General features: G+C 64.8%; 23 protein-coding genes. 11 read left to right on the top strand and 12 right to left on the bottom strand.

The annotated features are described in order from the left end of the window. Positions 1–78: 78 nt before the first annotated feature. The 3 genes from E4P29_RS24460 to E4P29_RS24470 all read left to right on the top strand — a co-directional run bounded on the left by E4P29_RS24460 (position 79) and on the right by E4P29_RS24470 (position 4,817). Entirely contained in the window at positions 79–2,550 is a 2,472-nt protein-coding gene (locus E4P29_RS24460; RefSeq protein WP_135047652.1) for a LuxR C-terminal-related transcriptional regulator, read from the top strand. An 82-nt stretch (positions 2,551–2,632) separates the two neighbouring features. After that, positions 2,633–3,856 (top strand): MFS transporter, encoded by a 1,224-nt coding sequence (locus E4P29_RS24465; protein WP_245154470.1) that lies wholly within the window; start codon positions 2,633–2,635, stop codon positions 3,854–3,856. Between the two features lie 85 nt (positions 3,857–3,941). After that, positions 3,942–4,817, top strand: coding sequence for a helix-turn-helix transcriptional regulator (locus tag E4P29_RS24470; protein ID WP_135047655.1), 876 nt, complete (start codon positions 3,942–3,944; stop codon positions 4,815–4,817). On the opposite strand, the gene E4P29_RS24475 is transcribed toward E4P29_RS24470, so the two are convergent. Then, on the bottom strand, positions 4,763–5,308 hold the full coding sequence (locus tag E4P29_RS24475; protein ID WP_135047657.1) for a hypothetical protein: 546 nt from the start codon (positions 5,306–5,308) through the stop codon (positions 4,763–4,765). The genes E4P29_RS24470 and E4P29_RS24475 overlap by 55 nt on opposite strands. A 398-nt stretch (positions 5,309–5,706) precedes the next feature. Between E4P29_RS24475 and E4P29_RS24480 the strand changes: the two genes are divergently transcribed. Beyond that, complete coding sequence (locus tag E4P29_RS24480) at positions 5,707–6,291, top strand: ribonuclease H (protein ID WP_135047659.1); 585 nt, start codon at positions 5,707–5,709, stop codon at positions 6,289–6,291. Positions 6,292–6,307: 16 nt separating this feature from the next. Here the strand turns inward: E4P29_RS24480 and E4P29_RS24485 are convergent, their stop codons facing one another. The 5 genes from E4P29_RS24485 to zapE all read right to left on the bottom strand — a co-directional run bounded on the left by E4P29_RS24485 (position 6,308) and on the right by zapE (position 10,268). Beyond that, positions 6,308–7,192: a pirin family protein gene (locus E4P29_RS24485; protein ID WP_135047661.1), complete on the bottom strand. Its 885-nt coding sequence runs from the start codon at positions 7,190–7,192 to the stop codon at positions 6,308–6,310. Further along, positions 7,189–7,647 carry a MarR family winged helix-turn-helix transcriptional regulator gene (locus E4P29_RS24490; protein ID WP_245154471.1) on the bottom strand — a complete coding sequence of 153 codons (459 nt, stop codon included), beginning with the start codon at positions 7,645–7,647 and terminating at the stop codon, positions 7,189–7,191. The genes E4P29_RS24485 and E4P29_RS24490 overlap by 4 nt, the downstream gene beginning before the upstream one ends. Continuing rightward, complete coding sequence (locus E4P29_RS24495) at positions 7,637–8,746, bottom strand: LLM class flavin-dependent oxidoreductase (RefSeq protein WP_135047662.1); 1,110 nt, start codon at positions 8,744–8,746, stop codon at positions 7,637–7,639. The genes E4P29_RS24490 and E4P29_RS24495 overlap by 11 nt, the downstream gene beginning before the upstream one ends. 88 nt (positions 8,747–8,834) lie before the next feature. Continuing rightward, positions 8,835–9,209: a hypothetical protein gene (locus E4P29_RS24500; RefSeq protein WP_135047664.1), complete on the bottom strand. Its 375-nt coding sequence runs from the start codon at positions 9,207–9,209 to the stop codon at positions 8,835–8,837. Between the two features lie 171 nt (positions 9,210–9,380). Continuing rightward, positions 9,381–10,268, bottom strand: a complete 888-nt coding sequence (gene zapE / locus E4P29_RS24505) for a cell division protein ZapE (RefSeq protein WP_135047666.1) — start codon at positions 10,266–10,268, stop codon at positions 9,381–9,383. 60 nt (positions 10,269–10,328) lie between these two features. On the opposite strand from zapE, the gene E4P29_RS24510 reads away from it, so the two are divergent. Next, positions 10,329–10,862, top strand: a complete 534-nt coding sequence (locus E4P29_RS24510) for a TetR family transcriptional regulator (protein WP_209205505.1) — start codon at positions 10,329–10,331, stop codon at positions 10,860–10,862. On the opposite strand, the gene E4P29_RS24515 is transcribed toward E4P29_RS24510, so the two are convergent. Continuing rightward, complete coding sequence (locus E4P29_RS24515; RefSeq protein WP_135047668.1) at positions 10,850–11,737, bottom strand: oxidoreductase; 888 nt, start codon at positions 11,735–11,737, stop codon at positions 10,850–10,852. The two genes, E4P29_RS24510 and E4P29_RS24515, sit on opposite strands and share 13 nt — an antisense overlap. An 83-nt stretch (positions 11,738–11,820) precedes the next feature. Between E4P29_RS24515 and E4P29_RS24520 the strand changes: the two genes are divergently transcribed. Beyond that, positions 11,821–11,970, top strand: coding sequence for a helix-hairpin-helix domain-containing protein (locus E4P29_RS24520; RefSeq protein WP_135047704.1), 150 nt, complete (start codon positions 11,821–11,823; stop codon positions 11,968–11,970). Between the two features lie 4 nt (positions 11,971–11,974). Here the strand turns inward: E4P29_RS24520 and E4P29_RS24525 are convergent, their stop codons facing one another. Beyond that, positions 11,975–12,781 carry a pentapeptide repeat-containing protein gene (locus tag E4P29_RS24525; protein WP_135047670.1) on the bottom strand — a complete coding sequence of 269 codons (807 nt, stop codon included), beginning with the start codon at positions 12,779–12,781 and terminating at the stop codon, positions 11,975–11,977. A gap of 46 nt (positions 12,782–12,827) precedes the next feature. Further along, on the bottom strand, positions 12,828–13,211 hold the full coding sequence (locus tag E4P29_RS24530) for an MmcQ/YjbR family DNA-binding protein (RefSeq protein ID WP_135047672.1): 384 nt from the start codon (positions 13,209–13,211) through the stop codon (positions 12,828–12,830). Between the two features lie 81 nt (positions 13,212–13,292). On the opposite strand from E4P29_RS24530, the gene E4P29_RS24535 reads away from it, so the two are divergent. The 4 genes from E4P29_RS24535 (at position 13,293) to E4P29_RS24550 (ending at position 19,215) form a co-directional block, all read left to right on the top strand. Next, a complete protein-coding gene (locus E4P29_RS24535) occupies positions 13,293–14,060 on the top strand; it encodes a putative protein N(5)-glutamine methyltransferase (protein WP_135047674.1) in 768 nt (255 codons plus the stop codon). Positions 14,061–14,150: 90 nt separating this feature from the next. Further along, positions 14,151–14,852 (top strand): type 1 glutamine amidotransferase domain-containing protein, encoded by a 702-nt coding sequence (locus tag E4P29_RS24540; protein WP_135047676.1) that lies wholly within the window; start codon positions 14,151–14,153, stop codon positions 14,850–14,852. 168 nt (positions 14,853–15,020) lie between these two features. Continuing rightward, positions 15,021–17,276, top strand: a complete 2,256-nt coding sequence (lon, locus tag E4P29_RS24545; RefSeq protein ID WP_245154473.1) for an endopeptidase La — start codon at positions 15,021–15,023, stop codon at positions 17,274–17,276. Positions 17,277–17,340: 64 nt separating this feature from the next. Continuing rightward, positions 17,341–19,215: an ABC transporter ATP-binding protein gene (locus E4P29_RS24550; protein WP_135047680.1), complete on the top strand. Its 1,875-nt coding sequence runs from the start codon at positions 17,341–17,343 to the stop codon at positions 19,213–19,215. Between the two features lie 103 nt (positions 19,216–19,318). On the opposite strand, the gene E4P29_RS24555 is transcribed toward E4P29_RS24550, so the two are convergent. The 3 genes from E4P29_RS24555 to E4P29_RS24565 form a co-directional block, all read right to left on the bottom strand. Next, positions 19,319–20,314 carry an iron-siderophore ABC transporter substrate-binding protein gene (locus E4P29_RS24555; protein WP_032385104.1) on the bottom strand — a complete coding sequence of 332 codons (996 nt, stop codon included), beginning with the start codon at positions 20,312–20,314 and terminating at the stop codon, positions 19,319–19,321. Between the two features lie 83 nt (positions 20,315–20,397). Then, positions 20,398–21,612 (bottom strand): lipase family protein, encoded by a 1,215-nt coding sequence (locus E4P29_RS24560; protein ID WP_135047682.1) that lies wholly within the window; start codon positions 21,610–21,612, stop codon positions 20,398–20,400. 231 nt (positions 21,613–21,843) lie between these two features. Next, positions 21,844–24,159: an ATP-dependent DNA ligase gene (locus tag E4P29_RS24565; protein WP_135047684.1), complete on the bottom strand. Its 2,316-nt coding sequence runs from the start codon at positions 24,157–24,159 to the stop codon at positions 21,844–21,846. A gap of 59 nt (positions 24,160–24,218) precedes the next feature. On the opposite strand from E4P29_RS24565, the gene E4P29_RS24570 reads away from it, so the two are divergent. Beyond that, positions 24,219–24,552 (top strand): SRPBCC family protein (locus E4P29_RS24570; protein WP_135047686.1); only part of this gene is annotated, 334 nt, incomplete at its 3' end.

A 24,552-nucleotide genomic window follows, 5' to 3' on the forward strand; every position in this document is an offset into this window, starting at 1 on the left:
CCGGCCGGTTCGAGTGTGTCCCTGCCAGGGCCATATTCAACACCCTTGCGCAGACACGGGTGAAAATATATTGGACGAATGGCCAAATCACCGGATCGCGACGCTGTGCTGCGTGAGGGCCGCAGGTGTTTGTCCGCATCGCCGGAGAATCGGCGGATCCTGGTGATCTCGGGTGCACGAGGCATCGGCAAGTCCACGGTTGCCAACACCATCGCGGACGAGGCCACAGCGCTGGGTTTCCGGGTGGTGGATCTGCCGTGCCTCCCGTACTCACCCGCGGCCGCGCTCGATCAGGGGCTGCTCGACGACGGGCTGCTGGGTGATCTGGTGGCGGGCGACGTAGATGTGACGCCGACACTGCTGGTGATCGACGACCTGCATCTGCTGCCCGCGTGCTCGCGTGACCGACTCGCTCGTGCGGTTAAGGCGGCGGTACGTACCCCGCATGTCCGGTGTATCGCCACGACCGTCGACACCGTCCCGCCGCCGTTGTGGCGGGAGTTCGCCTTCCACCGTGTGCGACCGCTGCCCGACGCCGCAGTGCGCGTTCTGTTGAGCGGCACCGAAACCACTGTGTCGCAACAGCAATCGATCATCGAGCTGTCGCAGGGAAACCCTCTCGTTGCGACCGAACTCGCTCGCGCTGCGCCGATCTGGAGCTGGGAACCATCGGTCGGCGGTGCGATGCTCGGGCGCGCCCACCTCACCGACACACTTGCCGACATCGGCGCGTTCGAGGTCGCCGGGCTCGACGAGGAGGCCAGGCGCGGAATTCTCGACGATGCAGTGCGACACAGCGTCTTTCGAGAGCACGGTGGCGACTCCGCGGCCGTCCACCCATATGGCGACACTGTCGCACAACTGTGGATTCTTGCCTCGTCGACCGCCGAGGAGCGCACCGCCGTTCACCTCGAATCCGCTGCCGACGGTCGGCTGACCCGCGACGAGCGTCTCGTGCATCGAGCACTCGCCGCCCGAGCGCCCGACGCGCACCTCGTCGCTGCGCTCGACGAGCGGGCGCACGACCTGGCGTCGATGCAGCGCTACCGCCGGGCGGTGGCGCTGCTCGGCCGTGCAGCAGCGCTCGAATCCGATCGTGGACGCGCGTGGGCCCTCGAGGTGCGGGCGGCGTCCACGGCGGCATTCGCCGGCTGCGTCGAACTCGCAGAATCGATCCTGGGCCGGATCCGGCCGGGACAGCCCGATACGGCCGCGCCCGAGACCGTTCCGGCCCGGGCCTTTGTCGCCGTGGCTCAGGGAGCTGACCCCCGTGCTGCGTTCGGCGTCGTCGTGCAGGCTCTGGATCGATTGCCCGATGCGGTCGCCCCGGACGTCGTCGACCAGCTGATCGGATCGGTTCTGGCGTACAGCGCGATGACCGGTGACAGCGAGCTCGTCGCGCAGGCCCTGCAATGGGCGGTCAAGCACGAACAGCACCTCGATCCGGTCAACGTTCTCCTCTCGCGGTCTCTCGGCGTCTCGGGCTCGAGAGTGCACGGACGGGCGCTCGACAGCCCGGCGCTGCTGGACGCGGCACGAGCCTCGCTGCGCACCGGAGACCCGTGGAAACCGGTACTGCTGCAGCTGGCGTTGCCCACCCTGCTGTGGGATCCGAACGACAGTTCTCGGCTGTCGGACGTGGTGGACCATGTCGCGGCTGGGTTTCCGGCCGCCGTGTCTCTGGCCCGGCTGCGGCACCTCGCCACACTCGCCGCTCGCGGACAGTTCGCTGCGTTCGCCGAGGCCGTCTCCTCGGGACTGCCGGAGGGCCTCTTCGCCGCGCAGGAGTGCCTGCTGAAATCCTCGGTGGCAGCTGTCACTGGCGACGAGAAAAGCTGTACCACAACCGAATCGGTGGCGCGGGGCCGTTTCGATGTCGCCTACCAGCGGATTCGCCGCGGCGATCTCTCGGCGGAGCGCTGTTCGATCGGTCCGTACGGACCACTCGAGATACTGGACTACGTCGAATCCTGTGTACGACTGCGACGGTCGGATGAGGCGCGCACGTATCTCGACCGACTGCACCGAACCCGGCCCGATTTCTGGGGAGCCCGCCACAGTGCGCTCCTGACTGCAGCCGAAGCGATGCTGGCGAAGGCCGGAGCCGAGGCGCTCTTCGAGGCGAGCCTGCATGAACTACGCACCGCTGGATGGTGTTTCGATGCGCCGCGGGTTGCGCTGGTCTACGGCGAGTGGCTGCGCCGCCACCACCGGGTGATCGAAAGCCGCGGTCGGTTGAGGTACGCCGCAGATCTGTTCGCAGAGTTGGGCGCGCACACGTGGTTGCGCCGAGCCGAGGACGAACTACGGGCTGCAGGAGCCGGCCCTCACCTGCGTGAGGGCGATACGGGCTCGGGGTTGACCGGGCAGGAACTGCGCATCGCGTCGCTCGCTGCCGCCGGTCTGACCAACAAGGAGATCGGCGAGCAGCTGTATCTTTCGGCTCGTACCGTCGGCGGTCATCTGTATCGAGAGTTTCCGAAGTTGCAGATCACCACGCGGTCCGCGCTGCGGGATGCCCTCCTTCGTTACGAGGGCGGGGGACGGTGAGTGCACATCCACTCCCCGTCTCTGGTTCGATCTTCATGTCGAGGGCGCAGGACGCACCGCGCTCGTGGAACAGGAGATCACCGTGACCCGATCGGACGAACAGTCGTCGCCCCGCACGCCGGTGTCGAGTGCGACGGCATTCGTCGGAGTTGCCTTCGCGTTCGTGGTGGCGATGATGGGCACCACCATGCCGACGCCGATCTATGCGCTCTACGAGGTCGAGTTCCACTTCTCCGTCTTCGTCGTCACCCTCGTGTTCGCGGCGTATGCAGTCGGGGTGCTCGCAGCTCTGTTGGCGTTCGGCCGCTGGTCCGACTCGTTGGGGCGACGCCCGATGCTGTTGGGAGCCATAGTATTCGGCTTGATCAGCGCCGTGGTGTTCGTCACTGCCGGCTCGCTGACAGCCCTGGTGATCGGCCGCGTGTTGTCGGGAATCTCTGCCGGCATCTTCGTCGGTACCGCGACGGTGACGTTGATCGAGTTGGTGCCGGACCGATGGCGTAGCCGCGCGTCCGCGATCGCCACTGCAGCGAACATCGGGGGACTCGGCCTCGGACCGTTGGTGGCCGGAGTGCTCGTGGAATATCTGCCGCATCCGCTGCGCCTGACGTTCGTCGTCGACATCGTGCTGCTCGTGGCCGCAGCAGTGGCGGTGTTCCTCGCGCCCGAGACGGTGCGTATCGAAGCCGGAGCCCGTCCGCGCATGCAGCGGCTGTCCGTTCCACCGGAGGTGCGTGGCACCTTCGTGCGCGCCTCGATCGGAGGATTCGCCGGCTTCGCCGTACTGGGCCTGTTCACTGCTGTCTCGCCGGGCTTCATCGGCGGTGTGTTGGGAGTCGACAATCACGCCGTGACGGGGGCCGTGGTGTTCACGGTCTTCGCTGCGTCGGCGACAGCGCAGATATCTCTGCGCGCAGCCGATTCCGCGTCGGCCCAGCGATGGGGATGCGCGCTGCTGCTGCTCGGTCTGGTGTTCCTGGCCGCGTCGCTGCTGCTGACCTCGTTGGCCGTGCTGGTGGTAGCCGCACTGCTCTGCGGGGTCGGTCAGGGTGTGACGTTCAGCAACGGCATGTCCACGATCGGTGCGAAGCTGCCTCCGCACCGTCGGGCGGAGGTGACCTCGACGTTCTTCGTGGTGCTCTACATCGCGATCTCGGTACCGGCGATCGGGGCCGGAGCCGTGGCGACCGGGTGGGGACTGGTATCGGCAGGAGTGGTGTTTGCCGTCGTGATCGCGGTGCTCGCGGCAGTTGCGTTCGTGCTGTCGACCATCGAGGTGCGCAAGTCTCGGGTTGCGGTGTCCTGAGACGGTCGACAGTGGGCCGGCCGGATTCGCACTCGATTCGGCAGGGTGGGTGGGGGATGATGGTTGTGGACAGGAGGTTCTGACAATGGCCGAACGCTCGTTGCTCGCGGACTTCCTTCGGGTGCGCCGTGAATCGCTGCAACCCGAGCAGGTGGGTCTGGTACGCGAGGGCAACCGCCGGGTGCGGGGCCTTCGACGCGAAGAGATTGCCCGGCTCGCCGATATCAGCCCCGACTACTACCTGAGGCTGGAGCAGGGGCGCAATCATTTACCCTCCGAACAGGTTCTGGCTGCGCTGAGCCGCGCTCTGCGTCTGGACGAGGACGAGCGGGCGTACTTTCACCGGGTGGCGCGCGTACAGTCCGGCGCGGCCGCGGTCGAAGCGCTTCCGCCGCGGGTGACCGAGGCATCGGCCCGGGTGTTGGAGCAATGGGTCCACACGCCGGCGTACATCACCGACCGCCATCACGATCTGCTTGCGCTCAACGGTCCGGCTGCGCTGATGACGCCGGGCCTGACAGTGGGTACCAACGTGATGCTCGACGTGTTCGCCCACGAGCACAGTGCCGCATCGCCGGAGGACTGGGCCGTTACGGCGCAACGAATGGTGTCGGCGTTGAGATTCCACGCGGCACCGGGTCACCCGCGACTGACGGAGTTGGTGGGCCGATTGTCGGTGGAGAGCCGCGCTTTTCGCAGGATGTGGGCCAAGCACGACGTTCGGCCGTTGTCGTCGAGCATCTCAGTCGTCCCGGTGGAACCGTTCGGTCTGGTCGAATTCCGTTCGCAGACACTGGAGATCGTCGGCGAGGGTGGGCAGTTCATCACCACCTATTTCGCCGATCCCGGTAGTCGGTCGGCATCGGCGATCCGACATCTCGTTGCCGGAGCACCCAGCCGCGATACTCAGTTCGTTGTGCCTCGGTCCGATTCGGACGATCGGACCGCGTCCGCCAGTTGACGCAGTGCTGCCCTCGACTGCGCGGTTCGAGGCCGCAGCACCATCAGTTCGTGGTCCTCGGCGGCAGGCATCAACAGGTAGTCGAGCATCAACGGACCGACGACGGCGTGTTCGATCACCACGGTTCCGGTGTTCCTCGCGCTGGTCTCGCCGGCCCACTTCTGTGCGAATGCCGAACTACGAGTGGACAGTTCACCGACGATGCGGCGGAACGAGTCGTCGGGTTCGTGTCGATCCAACGACTCACGAAGCATGGCGACCACCTGATCCGCCGACGAATCCCACCCGGCAGGCGGCTCTGCAGTGGGATCGTCTCGATCGCTGCAGAACCTACCGGCGTCGACGAATGTGAATACGGCGAGATTGACCCCCGCGGCGAAGCTGGGCGACACCGCGCGGGCGAGCATGGTGGAGGATTCGACGGTCAGATGCCGATCCAGCAGTACCGCAGGCGAATACGCCCAGGCTTCGAGCGCCTCCACGTTGTGCATGATTCGACGATAGATCCCGGGGGCTGCCGGTCCGGTAACCCTGCCAGGGCCACCGAGTATCCGGACTCGAGCAACGACCGGGTCTTCGAAGACGGCCGGGGCCGATTCGCTACCGGGAACGACGTGGGTGTCGAAATCGAGTCGAACTCGAGCTTCTCGACTCGGTCGGACAGCAGAACGCCGATGCGCCGCCGGTGGGCCGGACCACGCCGACGTCGTTCGTAGTCCATGGTGATCGCCGCGGGTCGTGTCGATGCAGACACCGGTGGTGCCGCACTCGCGAGTGGGCTCTCCGTACCGATCTGTGGCGACGATTCTGTGGCGGCTGATCAAGTCTCCAGCCTTCCCCGGGGCGAGTCAGCCAGGTTTTGTCGGTGGCCCGAAGTAGGGTCCTGTCCGTGATCATCGTGAGTACGGACGGCTCTTGTCTGCGTAACCCCGGCGGAGCAATCGGGTGGGCGTGGGTCAATCACACGGGTCCGAGCAACTCCGGCGGCGAGCCCTCGGGCACCAACCAGGTAGCCGAGCTTCGCGCCCTGCTCGAGGCAGTGCTGGCCCACCCTGGCCCGGAGCCATTACTGATCGAATCGGACTCGCAGTACGCCATCAAGTGCGCGTCGGAGTGGCTGGCAGGCTGGAAGCGCAAGGGATGGAAGACCGCGGGCGGTACTCCGGTGCGCAACCTCGATCTGGTGCAGAGCATCGAGCGAGCCATCACCGAACGCGAAGGTCCGGTCAGATTCCGGTGGGTTCGCGGCCACGTCGGCAATCACTTCAACGAAGCAGCCGACGCGTTGGCGGGCGAAGCTGCCCGCGCCATCGCAGCAGCGGGAGCCAACGCAGGATCCAAGCCGGCCGTGACCGAACCTGCCGAGGCGGAGTTCGCCAAGGCGGAGCCTGCCGCGCCCGCGCCCCCTCGGGCCCAGCGCCGCAAGAGCGCAGCTCCGCGGTCGTCGGAGCCGGAGATCGCGACGCTGTTCTGACGGTTGTGTTCGGCAGTCAGCCGCGAGGTTTCATGCGGGCGTTCGGAAGTTCGGGCGCATGGAGGCGCGGCCCGGGGTAGCCCTCCACGGTGCCGAACTGACCGTTCTCGGCCTCGTACGCGGCCCGATACTCCACCACGTCCTCGTGGCTGCGGCCGACGAAGTTCCACCACATGACTATCTGTTCACCGAACGGCGGACCGCCCAACAGGAGGAATCGAACCGGTTCCCGGGTGGGATTGTGGAGCTGCATCGACCGGTGCCCGGGTTCGAGGTAGCCGAGTTCGGCTGCGCCCAGATCGGTCTCGTTCAGCGTCACCGATCCTTGATCGACGACAATTCCGTGTTCGTAGGACTCGTCGATCTCGATGCTGACCCGCGCCCCGGCGTCGAGCACGATCTCCGCTCCGAGCAGCGGTGTGTACGTCGACACCGGCGAGGTCTCGCCCAGAAGCGATCCGAGAAACACCCGAGCGGTCAAGCCAGGCCGGGTGATCGAATCGGGAACGTAGTGCTCGAAAGTCGGTGCCACGAAACGAGATACGGCGGGCAGTGCCACCCACAGCTGCATCCCGTGCAGGATGTCGGTGTCCGGTGTCGACACCTCGGAGTGGCTGATCCCCTGCCCGGCCGTCATCAGGTTGAGCTCCCCGGGCCGCACCATCGCATGAGATCCGACGCTGTCGCGATGCTCGATCTCACCGGAGAACAGCCAACTGACCGTCTGCAGGCCGGTGTGCGGGTGCGGTGCGACGTCCATGCGCGAGTGCTCGGGTCCGTAGTGGTCGGCGAAACACCATGCGCCGATGAGGGATCGGTCCTTGTGCGGCAGGGTGCGACGCACCTTCATGGCACGGGGGCCGCCGAGGGGAACCTCTCGTGGGGTGAGGACCTGGATCATGAGTGCTCCCGGATGTCGTTCTGGGCGAGTCTGAGTTTGGTGCAGAGGCTGTCGAGTGTCCTGAGCTCGTCGGTGTTCAACGCATCGCCGACGTAGCGCCGGATGCGGGCGGCGTGTTTGCGTCCGATCGAGGTCTGCAGTTGCGCTCCGGCGTCCGTCAGGCAGATCACGGTTCCGCGTTTGTCCGACGGATCATGTTCTCGGACAACGTAACCCATCGCTTCGAGTCGGTCGCACATCCGGCTCAGCGACGGTTGGCTGAGCAGGATCTCGTCGTTGAGTCGACGTAGCCGGAGTCTGCGGTCCGGGCTGGTGCTCAGGGTGAACAGCACGTCGTACTCGCGCATACCGATCGGATCCCAGATGTCGTCGGCGGCGAACCGGCGCATCAGGGAAACCTGGGAGCGAAACAGTGACTCCCAGGCGTTCACCGCCAACTCCGTCTCAGACGGCACCGGCTGGTTCCTTCGCAGCCGCCGCGGCCTTGTCTGCGAGCATCGAGGCGTGGGTCGGAGGATTCTCCGGAACGACTGAGGGGCGTCGGGCAGCGAATTCCTTGCGCAGTACCGGTACGACGTCCTCGCCCAGGATGTCGAGTTGCTCGAGCACTGTCTTCAGCGGCAGGCCGGCGTGGTCCATCAGGAACAGTTGACGCTGGTAGTCGCCGAAGTAGTCCGCGAATGCGAGCGTCTTCTCGATCACTTGCTGCGGAGATCCGACAGTCAGCGGCGTCTGCTCGGTGAACTCCTCCATGCTCGGTCCGTGGCCGTAGACGGGTGCGTTGTCGAAGTACGGCCGGAATTCGTTCACCGCGTCCTGGCTGTTCTTGCGCATGAACACCTGACCGCCGAGTCCGACGATGGCCTGGTCGGCACGGCCGTGGCCGTAGTGCTCGTAGCGTTCCCGGTAGAGATCGATGAGCTGGATGTAATGCTCCTTCGGCCAGAAGATGTTGTTCGCGAAGAAACCGTCACCGTGATACGCGGCGATCTCTGCGATCTCCGGGCTGCGGATCGACCCGTGCCAGACGAACGGCGCAATGTCGTCGAGCGGGCGCGGTGTCGAGGTGAACCCGTCGAGCGGGGTGCGGAAGTTGCCCTTCCAGCTCACGACGTCCTCGGTCCACAGGCGTCGCAGCAGCTGATAGTTCTCGAGAGCCAACGGAATGCCCTGACGGATGTCCTGTCCGAACCACGGGTAGACCGGACCGGTGTTGCCGCGACCCATGATGAGGTCGATGCGTCCCTCGGACAGATGCTGGAGCATCGCGTAGTCCTCGGCGATCTTCACCGGGTCGTTCGTCGTGATCAGTGTGGTCGACGTCGACAGGATCAACTTCTCGGTGGTGGCCGCGATGTAGCCGAGCATGGTCGTCGGCGACGAGGGTACGAACGGCGGATTGTGATGCTCGCCGGTTGCGAAGACATCCAAGCCGACGTCCTCGGCATGCTTGGCGATGGTGACCATCGATCGAATGCGCTCGTGCTCGGAGGGCGTCGTCCCGGTAGTGGGGTCGGTGGTGACATCTCCGACGGTGAAGATTCCGAACTGCATGGCGTGCTCCTACCCGAACGACAAGTTCATGCGTTTGCATTGACTATGCCGTACAACCGGGGTGCGGTCCGGGTTATTTCCGTGGCGGTCACTGCACGAGCGACGCGGTTCCGGTGAGCAACCGCACGTCGTACGACTCGGCAGGTCCGTGCTGCTCGGTGGTTCCGCCGTGCACGGTGTACAGCACTGCGTAAGAGGTGAACGTGACGTCCTGGCCGTCGTCCGTATCGATATCGACGCGGGGCAGAACGACGAGCAGGTGGGTCCGATTACCGTCGGAGAGGGTCTTGACGACGGTCCGCACCTCGAATCCCAGATCGGATCGGGTGACGTCGGTGGATTCCAGCGTCTCTCCACTGAGGACGAGCTGCGCCGCCCACACTCCTGCGGAGCGATGGGCGTCGACGGTTCCGGTGAGGTCGTCACCGCTGAAGTCGTAGTGGTTCGCTGCTGTGAAAGGCATGGTCACAGGCTATGCCTCGGTCGGTGAAAAAACTTCGAAAGAATTTCCCATCCGCTACCCATCCACCCGGCGACGGGCCCCGAATGGTCAATGAGACACCCGCTACTGCTGTCGCCCCCGACCGCCGTCAGTAGTGGGTGTCTCCCTTTGTTCGGTGGGCGTCGAGAGCTGTTACGCATGTTCGCGTGACCGGGAGCCCAGTTCGCTCAGTCGACTGATCAATCTGTCTGTGTCGAGTCCGGCACATCCGACGGCGAATTCGGTCAGCGGCACCACGCTGTGGAACTCGGTACGCACATCTCGGTCGTACAGGACATCCACCAGATTCGCGAAGCGCTGAGCGGCGAACTCGTCCACGCTTGCCAAGGCCGGAATGTCGGTGATCGTCAGCTGCGGTGCGTTCTGAACCATCCGGAGGTAATCACCCGTCGAGCGGGCAGCGCAACACAGCTCGGCGAACGTCCGACCACCTGAGACGGGCTCCGCAGTCCACGTACCCGAGGCGAACCGTGATCCACTGGTACCGGCGGCGCGGTAGTCCACGGGGCCGTCGACGCAGACCACCTCGAGGCACTTCTTCAGCTTCTCGATCGTCGGGACGAACGTCGGGTGGAACAGCGGATTCGGCAGCAATTCGTCTGGCGCGTAGTTCGAGGTGACGACCAGGACGACGCCTCGGGCGAAGAGTGCGTCGAGCATGCGCGTGATGAGGCGGGCGTCTCCGATGTCGTGGACGTGAAATTCGTCGAAGCACAGTAGTGACGCCGGCGCCGATCCGGTCGACAGGACATCGTCGATGGCTGCGTCGATGGAAAACCCGTGGCGAAAGTACGCCGCGTGGAGGTCGCGGAAGAAGCTGTGGAAGTGCACGCGCTTCTTCGCAGAAGTGTCGGCCGCGGCGAAGTAGCTGTCCAGCAGCCAGGTCTTGCCGCGCCCGACCGGTCCCCACAGGTAGACACCTCTGTCGGCGGGTGTCGACAGCGTGTCTGCCGCTGCGGCCTGGGCGTCGTCGAGCGTGAAGGCAGCGTCGAAGACGTGTCGCGGTGCGGTCGGCCTCATGCCACGAACCGTACGCCCCGCGACTCTACATTTGTAGAGTGCGTGTGTAGGGTCACTGCTGTGGACCGCCGCACCGCCATCGCCGACGCTGCGCTCGGCGTCATCGCACGAGACGGCTTGCGCGTGTTGACGCACCGGTCGATCGATTCGGCGCTGGACTTTCCGGCAGGCTCGACGTCCTACTACTTTCGCACCAAGGCCGATCTGCTCGCCGCCGTGGCTACCCGCCTGATCGAGCTTTCGCGGGCATCGTTTCTGGAGATCGTCGGAACCGAAACCGATCTGGCGACGGTGATCGCTCGCTATCTTCACGCTGCGATCACCCATCGCATGGTCGAGCTCCGGGCCCGCTACGCGCTGATGCTCGACCCTGCGGTCCCGGCCGACATCAGGGCCGACTTGGCCCGTTCGTTCTTCTCGGTCGAACGGGCCAGAGAACTGTTCGACGATCCAGCCCACGGGGACGGCGTGGTCTCGCTGTGCGAGGGACTGATGGCCGACGCGATATTCGGCCTTGGAACCGCGAAAGATGTTGCGGAACTACGACTTCCGATATCGATCTATCTCGCCGGGATTCCGTCTCAGAACGGGTAGCCGACTCCGGTGAGCTTCTCGCTGGCGTCCCACAGCAGGGCCGCGAGTGCGGGATCCTGAGCCATCTTGGTCATGCTCGCCGGGCCCGGCTTGCCGCGGGACTCGAACAGAGATGTGGGACCGCTGTAGGTGCCGCCGCCTGCGACGTCGACTGCATAGAGTGTGGGAAGCGCTCCGGCGCGGGCAGATTGAGAGATGAACTTCAGTCCGATGGGTGCCAGGGCTGCGAGGATCTTGTTGCTGCCCAACCCGTCCGGGCTCGAGTAGAGCTCGGTCGACGAGATGCCGGGATGTGCCGCATTGCTGGTGACCTTCGATCCGGCCTTGTCGATCCGGCGCTGCAGTTCCAGCGCGAACAGGATGTTCGCGAGCTTGGAGTTCGCGTATCCGCGTTGCGCGTTGTAGCCACGCTCGAGCTGGAGGTCGTCGAAGTCGAGCTTGGGGCGCTGACGGTGCGCGACCGAGGCGACGGTCGTAATCTTCGCGTCGGCGGCGAGCTTGGGGAACAGCAATCCGGTCAGCGCGAAATGACCGAGGTGGTTGGTGCCGATCTGGAGCTCGAAACCATCCTTCGTTTCGGTTCGCTTCGCCGGCATCATGACGCCCGCATTGTTGATCAGAATGTCGATCGATTCGGGAGCCGACTCGGCGTACGTGCGGACCGAACCGAGATCGGCCAGGTCGAGGGTGGCCGTGTCGACAGTTCCGTTCGGGGCCTCTGCGCGGATCTTCGCCGCTGCGGCGTCGGCCTTGTCCTGGTTGCGGCAGGCAAGCGTCACGTGATCGCCGCGCTTGGCCAGCTCCAAAGCTGTGTAGTAGCCGATACCGGTATTCGCTCCGGTGATGACAACGCGTTTCTGCTTGGTTTCGGGCACGGCAACAGGCTACCGGTCTGTTTTAGAATGCGCCGGTGAGTACAGCAGAACCCCTTTTTCCGACAGGGATCGGAAACCCCGCGATGCGGGCATTGCGAGCTGCGGGATATACCTGTCTCGACGACCTGGCCGGGGTGCCCGCTGCCGAGCTCGCGTCACTGCACGGAGTCGGACCGAAGGCAGTGAGGATCGTTCAGGAAGCGCTCGAGCGCACCGGCAGGTCACTGAACTGAACGGTCATTTCCAGTGCCCTGGACGGGTCAACGACTCGGGTAACTGTGTCGATCGGTCACCGAGCGCCGCGTTGATCTGGAATTGCGTCGCAAAGATCGTCTTGCGCAGATCCGCTCCGCGGAGATCGGCACCGCGAAGATCCGCGCCGATCAGGTCGGCCCAGCGCAAGTCGGCACCGCGCAGATTCGCCCCGATCAGGTACGTACCCCGCAAGCTCGCACCGCGGAGATCCGCACCGGCCAGCTTGGCTCCGATCATATCGCGACCGCGATAGTTCTTCTTCTTGCCCGACACTTCGGCGCGAACCAGATCGCTTGCATCGAGCAGCACCTCGTTGATCCGCGAGCGCAGTACGGAGACGTCGACCGACAACAGGTTCTCGGGAGTCCCCGACGTCAGAGCGTCCAGCTCCTCGTATTCGCGGGTAAGCCGGCTGTGTAGGGATGCGGTCGATGTCCGGCCACGTGCATCTGCCACGTACCAGAGCAACTCGTGCAGATCCCGCATGATCGGGAACACCGCGAACATCTCCGACGAATTCGACGGCTTCTGCCGCCAGTCCCGCCCCGCGAACGTCGATTGCGACACTTTTTGCCCCGCACCGAAACAGTCGTACACCGTGCATCCGGGAAAGCCCTTCTCCCGAAGCGACGAGTGGATGCCGCAGCGGGAGTCCTGCTGAAGGTTGCGGCACGGTTCCCCGGCGGCCTTGTCGACGGCGAAATCCGACGACTTGGCAAAGGGCAGAGCAACGCAACAGAGTCCGAAGCAGCTGCCGCAATCGGCCAGCAGATTCTCGGGTGGGCTCATGTGCTCACTCTGTCCTTCGGGCAGCCGCAGCGTCAAACGAGAATCGTCACTCCGGACGTCGGAGGAGTGCGACGAGCTTCTTCGGGGCCCGGGTGCAGTAGCTCTCCGTGATCAACTCGCCGAGTTCCGTTCGATCCACCGACTCGTCGAGCAGCATGCCGATGATCTCGGGTCCCCAGCCGGGAGCGAAGAAGCCATCCCGCTTCGACAATGCGTCGCGTTCTGTTCCGCGGGAACGGAATACGAGAACATGCGCCGGGCCGTCGGTCCCCGCCGCTGTCGCGAATGCCGGAGGAGTGCCGTCGACAATGTCGAGGACGTGGGCGAAGGTGCGCCCGCGTACCCGCCATCGGGTACCGACCCACGCCTGCTCCTCGTAGGTCTCGGGCAACGCCAGACACATCTGTCGGACCTCGGGTTCCCAGTTCATTCGACTCCCTGTGCCACATGCCGGGCTACAGTATTTCAGCGCGGGGCAGTTGGGCGCAGGCACTTGGAGGAGGCTCCATCCATGGTGAGACCCGAGTACGACGAGGTCGTGTCCGGTCTGCGCGGGGCCGGCTGTGTGTTCGCAGAAGAAGAAGCCGACATTCTGATCGAATCCGCGTCGGAGCCCGGCGATCTCGTCGCCATGCTCGCTCGCCGTGTCGCCGGGGAACCGCTCGAGCACATCGTCGGCTGGGTGTGGTTCTGTGGTCGACGCGTCGCCGTCGAACCGGGTGTGTTCGTGCCCCGTCGTAGAACCGAATTTCTGGCGAATTGCGCTGCAGCACTCCAGCCGTCGCGACTACTGGACATGTGCTGCGGCTGCGGTGCGGTAGGGCTGTCGGTCGACGGCGTCACCGAACTGCATGCCGCCGATCTCGATGCAGCGGCCGTGGAATGCGCCACGCGCAACTTGGCCGCCGTCGGGGGCACGGTGCACCGCGGCGATCTGTACGACGCCTTGCCGTCGGAGTTGCTCGGATCCTTCGATGCGATCGTCGTCAACGCGCCGTACGTACCGACGGCCCACATCGAGTTGATGCCGCGGGAAGCGCGATTGCACGAGCCGCGCACCGCACTCGACGGCGGCGAAGACGGAGCCCGAATCCACCGTCTCGTGGCCGAGGGGGCACCTCGGTGGTTGACGCCGGGTGGTCACCTGTTGATCGAAAGCAGTGCAGCACTCGCGGATTCGACTCTCCGGGCTGTGCAGGACTGCGGGTTCCGCGCCCGGGTTCGTACGTCGGACGAATTCGACGCCGTGGTCGTGATCGCTTCGCTCTCCGGTACGTGACGAGACGAGTGTCATCCACGGTCGGGTTTCGGCAGGTGCGTTTCGTGGCATGCCCGAACGGATCCCGATAGAAGAAAGAGGCTGTTCGACATGACTACTTTGCTGTTCGCGGTAACCGCCGCCGACCATTGGACCTTGAACGACGGAAGCAAGCATCCCACCGGGTACTGGGCCGAGGAGCTAGTCGAGTCCCATCGCACATTCGTCGACGCCGGGTGGGACATCACCGTGGCGACGCCGGGTGGCAAGGCTCCGGTCGTCGACGAGGGCAGCCTGGCGGTCGACGCGAACGGCGGCGACGAGCAGAAGGTGGCGGATCAGAAGAGCTACTTGGCCTCGATCGAGTCGATCCTGTCCTCGCCCGCGAAGCTGGAAGACCAGAAGGCCTCCGACTTCGACGTCGTGTTCGTCCCCGGTGGCCACGGACCCATGGAGGACCTCGCCGTCTCGACGAGCTTCGGTGCCCTCGTGGTCGACTTCCTCGATGCGAACAAGGTGGTCTCGGCGGTGTGCCACGCACCGGCGGCCCTGCTGCCTGCCGTCCGCACCGACGGCTCCTGGGCATTCGACGGGTACGAGCTCACCGGCTTCACCGACGAGGAAGAGACCCAGGCCGGGCTCGCCGACAAGGCCCCATGGCTCCTCGAGACCCGGCTGCGCGAGAACGGCGCGAAGTTCGAGAACGCCGACGCCTGGTCGCCACATGTGGTCGTCGACCGCAACCTCTACACGGGCCAGAACCCCGCATCGACGCGTCCTCTCGCGGAGAAGCTGGTCAGCGCCCTGAAGTAAGACGCCGTGGATGGTCGGTGTTCTGCCCACGGAGAACACCGACCGCTGCGGGAACATCACTACTCCTTTCGAAGTTGAGCCCCTATAGCTCAATCCTTTGGAGGAGAAGTGACCGAAACCGTTCGTGTCCCCGTACTGTTCCTGACCGACCCGATCGTCCTGCCCGGAATGGTGGTGCCCGTCGAACTCGACGAGGCCGCACGCGCCGCCGTCGACGCAGCGAAGGCGAGCAACGACGGCACGCTGCTCGTCGCTCCCCGACTCGAAGATCGGTACGCCGCCTACGGCGTCCTCGCCACCATCGTGCAGATGGGGCGGCTGGCCGACGGTCGCCCGGCCGCCGTCATCAAGGCCACTCGTCGTGCGCACATCGGCCACGGCGTCAGCGGCCCCGGGGCGGCGCTGTGGGTCGAGGCCGAACCCGTCACCGATGCAACCCCAACCGACGACCTCAAAGCCCTTGCAGCCGAATACAAGCAACTCGTCGTCGCGATGCTGCAGCGCCGCGATGCCTGGCAGGTGATCGATTCGGTCAACAAGCTCACCGACCCCGGCGCGATCGCCGATACCGCGGGTTACGCGTCGTATCTCACCGACGTGCAGAAGCGTGACCTGCTCGAAACTCCAGATGTGGCAGCGCGATTGAACTCGCTCATCGAGTGGACCAAGGCTCACTTGGCCGAGGTCGAGGTGAACGACAAGATCTCCGGCGATGTCCGTGAGGGCATGGAGAAGACGCAGAAGGAGTTCCTCCTGCGCCAGCAGCTCGCCGCTATCCGAAAAGAGCTGGGCGAGGACGAACCCGACGGCGCGGACGACTACCGCGGCCGTGTCGAGGCTGCGGACCTGCCCGAGAAGGTGCGCGAACAGGCTCTCCGTGAAGTGGGCAAGTTGGAGCGGGCCAGTGATCAGAGCCCCGAGTCGGGGTGGATACGCACCTGGCTCGACACCGTGCTGGACCTGCCGTGGAACATCACCACGACCGACAACACCGACATCGATTCGGCGCGAGCCGTTCTCGATGCCGACCACCACGGCCTCGACGACGTGAAGGACCGCATCGTCGAATATCTGGCCGTTCGCGCACGGCGCTCCGAGCGCGGTATGCAGTCCGTCGGCGGACGCGGCTCCGGTGCCGTCATGGTGCTCGCCGGACCTCCCGGTGTGGGAAAGACCTCGTTGGGCGAATCGGTGGCGCGCGCTCTCGGTCGTACCTTCGTCCGTGTCGCACTCGGTGGGGTTCGCGACGAGGCCGAGATCCGCGGCCATCGTCGCACCTACGTCGGCGCACTACCGGGCCGCATCGTGCGGGCGATCGGCGAGGCAGGATCGATGAATCCTGTTGTGCTGCTGGACGAGATCGACAAGGTCGGTTCGGACTACCGTGGTGATCCCAGCGCCGCACTGCTCGAGGTGCTGGACCCGGCGCAGAACCACACGTTCCGCGACCATTACCTCGATCTGGACCTCGACCTGTCCGACGTCGTGTTCCTCGCCACCGCCAACGTGATCGACCAGATTCCCGGCCCGCTGCTCGATCGCATGGAGCTGGTGACCATCGATGGATACACCGAGGACGACAAGGTCGTCATTGCTCGGAACTATCTGCTTCCGCGTCAGATGGACAGGGCGGCAGTCACATCCGACGAGGTGACCGTCACCGACGCCGCACTGCGCAAGATTGCTGCCGACTACACCCGCGAGCCCGGGGTGCGGCAGCTCGAACGCTTGCTGGCCAAGGCCCTACGTAAGGTGGCGACGAAACTAGCAGGCACCACGGACGTGCTCGAGATCGACGAGCCGGATCTGGTGACCTACCTCGGTCGTCCGCGCTTCACCCCCGAGGCGCACGAGCGAACCGAAGTGCCTGGTGTCGCAACGGGTCTGGCAGTGACCGGGCTCGGCGGCGACGTGCTGTTCATCGAGGCGGCCTCCACCGAGGGCGATGCGGGCCTCACGCTCACCGGCCAGCTCGGCGACGTGATGAAGGAGTCGGCGCAGATCGCGCTGTCCTACGTGCGAGCGCACGCAGCACAATTCGGCGTCACTGCCGAATCACTGGATCGCAGTATCCATGTGCACGTTCCCGCCGGGGCAGTGCCCAAGGACGGTCCGTCGGCGGGCGTGACGATGGTGACGGCCCTGGTGTCGATGGCCACCGGGCGTCCGGTGCGGTCGGACGTGGGAATGACCGGAGAGGTGACGCTCAACGGACGTGTGCTGCCGATCGGTGGAGTCAAGCAGAAGCTGTTGGCGGCTCAGCGCGCCGGGCTGAAGACGGTGTTCATTCCGGCACGCAACGAACCCGATCTGGACGACGTTCCTGCGGAGGTCCTGGAGGCGTTGGACGTTCGGCCGATGACCGACGTGGCCGACATCCTGGCGCTCGCGCTGGAACCGGCGGAAGCTGCCGCGGCAGCGTGAGGTGACGCGACCGTTCTCGGGCTCTGCTTGACCTCGAGTTCGGTCGAGGTTCTACGTTGGTGTCATGAGCATGGAGATGACCGCGTGGAACCAGATGTATCGCACGATGAACAGCTCCGGCGCGCAGTCTTCGTTCTCCAAGGAGACTGCGCGTCGGATCCTGTCGTTCGCAGCACCGCATCGACGCGCCCTCGGCGGCTTCCTGGTGCTCAGCGTCGCGCTGGCGGTGCTTGCGGTGGCGACTCCGGTGTTGGCCGGGCGGGTGGTCAACGCGATCGTCGACGGGCGAGAGCTACGCGTGGTGGTGCTGTTGGCTCTGGCCATCGCGGTGATCGCCATCGTGGACGCAGGCTTCGGCCTGATCAACCGGTGGCTCTCGTCGAATATCGGTGAGAGTCTGATTCTGGACCTGCGCACCGCAGTGTTCGACCACGTGCAGCGGATGCCGATCGCTTTCTTCACCCGCACCCGAACCGGTGCTCTGGTCAGTCGCCTCAACAACGACGTCATCGGTGCCCAACGCGCATTCAGCACGACGTTGTCCGGGGTCGTCAGCAACGTGGTGACGCTGGCTCTGACGCTGGTGGTGATGATCGGAATCTCGTGGCAGATCACTCTGCTCGCGCTGATCCTGTTGCCGGTGTTCGTGCTGCCGGCACGTCGCATGGGTCGACGCCTCGCACGTCTGCAACGTGAAGCGGCAGCGCACAATTCGGCGATGAGCACCCAGATGACCGAGCGTTTCTCGGCCCCGGGAGCGACACTGGTCAAACTGTTCGGGCATCCCGACCAGGAATCCGTCGAGTTCGCGGTTCGAGCCGCCCGAGTCCGCGACATCGGGGTTCGGAGCGCGATGGTGCAGACCGTGTTCGTCACGGCGCTCACCCTGGTGTCGGCCCTGGCCCTCGCCGTGGTCTACGGCCTCGGCGGTTTCTATGCACTCAGTGGTCGACTGGACCCGGGTTCGGTTGTCGCACTGTCCCTTCTGTTGACCAGGCTCTACGCGCCGCTGACCGCACTGGCGAGTGCCCGTGTCGAGGTCATGAGCGCGCTGGTCAGTTTCGAGCGAGTCTTCGAGGTACTCGATCTCGTACCTCTGATCGCCGACAAGACCGACGCGACGGTGCTGCCCCCGGGTCCGGTGGCCGTCGAACTCGACGACGTCCGGTTCGCATATCCGTCGGCCGACAAGGTGTCGCTCGCGTCCCTCGAAGAAGTTGCAACGCTGGATACCCGTGGCGGCGAGGAGGTTCTGCACGGTGTGTCGTTCCGGGCCGAACCCGGTCAGATGGTCGCCCTGGTGGGTACCTCGGGTGCGGGCAAGTCCACGATCGCGCAACTGATCGCTCGGTTGTACGACGTCGACAGCGGCGCAGTGCGGCTCGGCGACGTCGACGTGCGGGACCTGACCGCCGAATCCGTACGCAACACAGTGGGAATGGTGACTCAGGACGGTCATCTGTTCCACGAGAGCATTCGCTCGAACCTGTTGCTGCCACGGCCCGACGCCACCGAGGACGAACTGTGGGACGCACTGTCGCGGGCCAGGCTCGCCGATCTCGTGCGTTCCCTTCCCGACGGGCTCGAGACAATTGTCGGCGAGCGCGGCTATCGCCTGTCGGGCGGGGAGCGTCAACGCCTGACAATCGCCCGGCTGCTGATCGCTCAGCCGCGGGTGGTGATTCTCGACGAGGCAACGGCCTCACTGGATTCGACGTCCGAGGCCGCCGTGCAGGCAGCGCTGGCCGAGGCGCTCGAGGGCAAGACATCGGTGGTCATCGCGCACCGGCTCTCGACCATCCGCGCTGCGGACGCCATCCTGGTGATCGAGAACGGACTGGTCATCGAGCGCGGAACACACGACGAGCTCCTCGCAGCGGGCGGCCGCTACGAGGAGCTGCATCGAACACAGTTCGCGCACACTGTGCCTGCGGAGTGACCTAGGAAGGCCGGGAGCGCAGCCTGCGGAGTGACCTAGGCAGGCCAGGAGCGCAGCCTGCGGAGTGACCTAGGAAGGCCGGGAGCGCAGCCTGCGGAGCGACCTATGAAACCGGATCTGGGACCACGGTGGCCGGGTCGTTGTCGGTTGCGGCGGCCAGCATCGGGGTGAATCCGTCGATTGCGTAGTCGAGTGACAGTGGGCTCGAGTAGCCGAGAGCCGACGGTAGGTCGGTGCTGAACGAGCCGATGTAGACGGTGCGGTCCTGCTTCACGACGTCGAGTGCGGCGATCAGCGGGTTTGCCTGCAGTTGTTCGCGGCTCTGTCCGGCGATGACGAGGACGTCGGTGTCGAGTCGGCTGAGGTTTTCGGGGCTGACCGTTTCGCTGGCGTCGGGGATCTCGAAGCCGAGGTCGGTGAAGAACAGTGCTCGGATGTCGTCCTTGCCGAGGACGAAGTAGCTGCCGTCGTCCATGACGAACGCGAGTGTCAGTGCCTTGCCGGCGAACTGAGGGTTGTCGGTCTGGGTGGTCTCGAACTTCTGCTCGAGCTCGGCGGTTCGCTCGTCGGATTCCTGCTTCTTGCCCAGTGCCTCGCCGACCACGGCGAATTCCTGCTGCCACGTGGCCGCTGGGACGTCGTCGTATCCACCGATGTCTGCGATCGTCGGGGCCATCGCCGAAAGTTGGTCGTACTGGCCTTGATCGATGAACGAGTACGGTCCGAGGATCAGATCGGGTGACTGCGCTGCAATCTGCTCGAGGTTCAGGTCGGTGCTGCCGACCTCGGGGATCTCGGTGCCGCCCAATGCTTCCTGGGCCCACGGGCGCTGGCGGTAGTCGTAACTGAGATTTCCACGGGTGGCGACGGGCTTGACTCCGAGCGCCAGCGCGAAGTCCTGCTCGTTGAATCCGATGGTCACGACGCGGGAGGGTGCGGCGTCGATGACCGTCTCACCGAAGTGGTGCTCGATGGTGACGGGAAAGTTGGCACTGTTCTCGGAGTTACCGGAGGCAGTGGATTCGTCGCTGGACGAACAGCCGACCGCCAGTGCCATGACTGCGGCACCGGCGGCGACTACGTGGACGGTCTTCTTCATGGGGACTCCTCGCGCGTGTATTTGCGAGGTTAGCCTAACCGACCCATGTGCTCATCCAGCACGCACCGGGTCGGACAATACGGTCAGCAGTTGGAAACGGCGGGCACTCCGGCGAACCGCTGATCGATCCATTCCAGAGCCTGCGGCAGGCCGAGTACGGCAGCGGTCAGGTGATCGTTGCTGGGTACCTGGACCTCGGTGACGTTGACCCCGGCCCGGCAGTACCGGGCGATCGTGTTGTCGATCGAGCTGACCGGGATGAGCGCATCGGTGGGACTGTGCCACTCGAAGTACGGAGCTTTCGGCACACCGGGGTACATCTCGACGCTGTTCTCGTTGACGGCCGCGATCATCTCCGGGCTGTTCATCAGGTCCAACGTGCCCGCGACCTCCATCGCGCTCTTACCGGCTCCGGCGGCGATGATGTCGTTGGTGCATCCGTTCTGGATCTCGCTTTCGATCTGCTTGCCCAACGGGTTCAACTGGGAGCTGATCGGAATGCGAGTGGGATACTCGCGCTCGAGGCCGAGCGCAGCGGCGAAGGCGAGACCGAACACCGGGTGGGGTGCGAAACCGAGATCGCGAGCCATGCGCTCGAGGTTCATCGGAGCACCGCCCGCGGCGCTGCCGACGATGTTCAGCTCGGGTGCGTAGTCGTTCTGCAACGCTGCTGCCCACGCCGTCGCCATGCCGCCACCGGAGTATCCGGCCAAGGCAACCGGGCTCTGCCGCAGCTGCAGCGGATCGAAACGCTGGGTGGCGCGGATGCTGTCGAGGACGATCTGTCCGCCGAGCTTGGCTGCACCGTAGGCACTGTTGGGGCCGAGGTGATCGGCGATGACAACCGTCCAGCCACGCTGCAGAACGGCGTTCAGCGCGGGTGCCTCGCGGATCGCCAGATTGGGATCGTTGGACCAGAGCGCTTGTGACGGTGCACATTCGAGACCGAGTGCGTTGATGATGTGTTGGTAAGACAGCACCGGCCCGTTGGGGGCTTTCTTGCGGGGGACCAGCACGGTGTTGATCGCCGCGATGGGATTGCCCGCCGAATTCGTGGAGCGGAACTTCAGCTGCCACACGTCGACGTCGAAGAAGCCGGGAGGTGGCGGCATCGGCCGGCTGGAGATCACGTCCCCCGGTGCCATAGCGGCGAGGTCGGCGGGCGGAGCATAGAAACCGTCCGATATCGGCGTCGGAAACAAGGGCGCCGCAGCGGCCTGACCTGGGCCGACAAGCGTCGAACAGAGAACGGCAACCGCCGTTATGCTGACAGCGCCTGCCAATTTGAGAACCCGCATCTGGTAAACCCCTCCATGCCTGAATCGAAACGGCGCGCGTCTCGACGATTCGGCAAGCCCCCGTAGAGCTGGCCCGCAACTCGATATAGCTATTGATCTGTGACTCGTTACGCCCCCCGGGCGACGATGAGCGCAACGGTACGCACCCAGCGATTCTATGGCAACCGAAGAACGGTCTTTCTGCCGGTTTCTGTGACTCGGCCAAATCCGCTGCTGGGCAGTTGGCGTCGGCTACTCGGGAACGACGTCCGCCGGCGTCTTGTCCGGTCGCAATCCGCGCCAGCTCGGGTGGCGAAGATGGCCGGATTCTGTCGCCTCGTAGTACCGCACTTCTCCGACGAGAACCGGTTCCACCCAAACGGCACCGCGCCTGTCGGCCGTCGGAAGCGGCGTGGAGAAAGGACTCTCCGACGTTTCCAGCGGAGCCAGCGCTGCGGCGAGTGAATCGAGCGCGCGATCGTCGAAACCGGTGCCGACGCGACCGACGTAGCGAAGGCCGTCGCCGTCGGGGATTCCCATCAACAGCGAGCCGAATCCGCCGGAACGACGCCCCTGGCCGCGTCGCCAACCGCCGATCACGACTTCTTGCGTGCGCCAGTTCTTGTACTTGATCCAGGTGTGGGCGCGCTTGCCCGGCTGGTAGATCGAATCGGTGCGCTTGGCGACGACTCCCTCCCACCCCCGTTCCCGGCTCTCGGCGATGGCGTCGGCAGCCGAACCCGTCAGCAACGGTGGTACCAGAACCGAGTCGAGGCCGGTGGTGAGCAATTCCAACAATCGTCTCCGGTCGGAGTACTTCTTACGCACCAGGGATGTGCCGTCGAGATGGAGTAGGTCGAAGGCGATGAACCGGATGTCGTCGCGGGCGGCGTTCTGCAGCTTCTCGAAGCTGCTGATGCCGTTGCTGTCGAAGACGACCACTTCACCGTCGATGACGGCGTCGTGATCGGCCAGGTCCTCGGCGAGAGAGCCGATGGCTCCGAACTTCTCGGTGTAGTCGTTTCCACTTCGGGTGCGCAGGGCCATCGAACCGTGAGTCAGTTCGGCGACGATGCGGAAGCCGTCCCATTTTCCCTCGAACGACCACTCGTCCTCGGGTAGCTCGAGTATGTCGCCCGCTGTTGCGAGCATCGGTGAGATGTTCTTCAGGACCGCCTTGTCCGTCGACGAGCTCTCCTGGCTTTTTTTGTGTGCACTGTCCTGTCCGGGTTGGTCCTTCATCAAATGCATGAGCCACTGGTTGCCCTTGGTTCGGATGAGTGCGAACCGTCCGTGTGCTTTGGCTCCGTGCAGAACGACGATGACTTCGTCGTCTCTCCACTTCTCGAGCTCGTAGGTTCCGCTGTCCCAGATCGAGACGTCACCGCCGCCGTACTCGCCCTTGGGGATTCGTCCGGAGAACGTCGCATACTCCAGCGGGTGGTCCTCGGTGTGGACGGCCAGACGGTTCTGGCCGGTCTCGACCGGGATGTTCTTGGGGACGGCCCACGACACCAGGACGCCGTCGTGTTCGAGCCTGAAGTCGTAGTGCAGGCGACGAGCATGGTGTTCCTGAATCACGAACGTATCGTCGTTACCCTGGGGCTCGGCTGTTTTCGGGATGGGCTCCGGAGTTCGATCCGCGCTACGCATGCTGCGGTACTTACCGAGCTTGTCCGTGTCGGAGGTGTCGTGTTCGTCCGCTGCCGGCTTCGGATCGAGATCAGCCAATAGGTCACCGGTGTCGTGGAACCGTTCCAGAACCTCCTCGAATCGAAGTTGTTGCAGCCCCGACGATTCGAGCTCCTCCCAGGTTCGGGGGGCCGCAACGGTGGGTAGGGCACGGCCCCGAAGTGAATACGGCGCAACGGTTGTCTTCTTTCCGTTGTTCTGACTCCAATCGACGAACACTCGACCCGTGCGCTTCGCTTTCGCCATCGTGGCGGTCACTCGACCCGGTGACCGTTCTTCCAGCAGGGTGGCGACGCGCTTGGCGACGGTGGATGCGCCGGACGTCGACAACGGTTTGTCCAGCGGTACGTACAGGTGAATTCCCTTGCTGCCGCTGGTGACCGGGTACGCGGTCATGCCGATGTCTGCAATGAGGTCACGTATTTCGCAGGCCACCTCAGCACATCGGGCGAGATCGACGTCGTCGCCGGGATCGAGGTCGAAGACCATGCGGATGGCGGGTCCGGGTTCGGTGCCGTCGAAACGCCATTGCGGCACGTGCGCTTCGATAGCCGCCTGCTGCCCGAGCCACACCAGATCGGCTGCGGTGGAGAACAACGGGTACGTGACGACCCGGTCGGAGTGCTGTATGGATCGGCGGTCGAGCCAGTCGGGTGCAGATGCGGCGAGATTCTTCTCGAAGAACGAGGATTGTTCGACGCCGTTCGGCCACCGTTTTCGGGTCACTGCGCGTCCTGCGACGTGCGGCAGCATCGCCGGGGCGATGGCAGCGTAGTACTCGATGATGTCGCTCTTGGTGGTGCCGGTTTCGGGGAACAGCACCTTGTCGAGGTTGGTGACGGAGACCTTTCGGCCTTCGATCTCGAGCGTGGCCATCGTCTCAGGTTAGTGGTCGCCGTCTGAACCTGCGAGCAAGTTGTGACAGGCTCGAATGCATGGCAACGATCAGTGTCTCGGTACAGATGCCCGAGAACCCTCAGGGCGCGTGGGACAAGGCTTCCGCGCTCGACCGGTTCGACGAGTGGATGACCATCCACGGTGGTTGGTGCACTCCGCCGCCGAAGAAGGTCGGTAAGGGTACGGAAGTCGAGTCGCTGGTGAAGGTGAAGGGTTTCAAGAACACGATCAGGTGGGAGTTCACCGAGTACGAAGAGCCGAAACTGATCGAGATGTCGGGCCGCGGCAAGGGTGGGGTGAGAATCTCGCTGACCGTCCATGTGCGTGAGGCCGAGGGTGGTTCGGAGCTGACACTCGACGCCAAATTCGGTG

The sequence above is a fragment of the Rhodococcus sp. 1R11 genome (assembly GCF_004563845.1).
Taxonomy (GTDB): Bacteria; Actinomycetota; Actinomycetes; order Mycobacteriales; family Mycobacteriaceae; genus Rhodococcoides.

What these genes read in the sequence shown, in the direction of transcription:
- E4P29_RS24460 (WP_135047652.1), top strand. Translation starts at nt 79, where the DNA reads ATGGCCAAATCACCGGATCGCGACGCTGTGCTGCGTGAGGGCCGCAGG.
- E4P29_RS24470 (WP_135047655.1), top strand. Translation starts at nt 3,942, where the DNA reads ATGGCCGAACGCTCGTTGCTCGCGGACTTCCTTCGGGTGCGCCGTGAA.
- E4P29_RS24475 (WP_135047657.1), bottom strand. Translation starts at nt 5,308, where the DNA reads ATGCACAACGTGGAGGCGCTCGAAGCCTGGGCGTATTCGCCTGCGGTA.
- E4P29_RS24485 (WP_135047661.1), bottom strand. Translation starts at nt 7,192, where the DNA reads ATGATCCAGGTCCTCACCCCACGAGAGGTTCCCCTCGGCGGCCCCCGT.
- E4P29_RS24495 (WP_135047662.1), bottom strand. Translation starts at nt 8,746, where the DNA reads ATGCAGTTCGGAATCTTCACCGTCGGAGATGTCACCACCGACCCCACT.
- E4P29_RS24500 (WP_135047664.1), bottom strand. Translation starts at nt 9,209, where the DNA reads ATGCCTTTCACAGCAGCGAACCACTACGACTTCAGCGGTGACGACCTC.
- zapE (WP_135047666.1), bottom strand. Translation starts at nt 10,268, where the DNA reads ATGAGGCCGACCGCACCGCGACACGTCTTCGACGCTGCCTTCACGCTC.
- E4P29_RS24520 (WP_135047704.1), top strand. Translation starts at nt 11,821, where the DNA reads ATGCGGGCATTGCGAGCTGCGGGATATACCTGTCTCGACGACCTGGCC.
- E4P29_RS24525 (WP_135047670.1), bottom strand. Translation starts at nt 12,781, where the DNA reads ATGAGCCCACCCGAGAATCTGCTGGCCGATTGCGGCAGCTGCTTCGGA.
- E4P29_RS24530 (WP_135047672.1), bottom strand. Translation starts at nt 13,211, where the DNA reads ATGAACTGGGAACCCGAGGTCCGACAGATGTGTCTGGCGTTGCCCGAG.
- E4P29_RS24535 (WP_135047674.1), top strand. Translation starts at nt 13,293, where the DNA reads ATGGTGAGACCCGAGTACGACGAGGTCGTGTCCGGTCTGCGCGGGGCC.
- E4P29_RS24540 (WP_135047676.1), top strand. Translation starts at nt 14,151, where the DNA reads ATGACTACTTTGCTGTTCGCGGTAACCGCCGCCGACCATTGGACCTTG.
- lon (WP_245154473.1), top strand. Translation starts at nt 15,021, where the DNA reads ATGGTGGTGCCCGTCGAACTCGACGAGGCCGCACGCGCCGCCGTCGAC.
- E4P29_RS24550 (WP_135047680.1), top strand. Translation starts at nt 17,341, where the DNA reads ATGAGCATGGAGATGACCGCGTGGAACCAGATGTATCGCACGATGAAC.
- E4P29_RS24555 (WP_032385104.1), bottom strand. Translation starts at nt 20,314, where the DNA reads ATGAAGAAGACCGTCCACGTAGTCGCCGCCGGTGCCGCAGTCATGGCA.
- E4P29_RS24560 (WP_135047682.1), bottom strand. Translation starts at nt 21,612, where the DNA reads ATGCGGGTTCTCAAATTGGCAGGCGCTGTCAGCATAACGGCGGTTGCC.
- E4P29_RS24565 (WP_135047684.1), bottom strand. Translation starts at nt 24,159, where the DNA reads ATGGCCACGCTCGAGATCGAAGGCCGAAAGGTCTCCGTCACCAACCTC.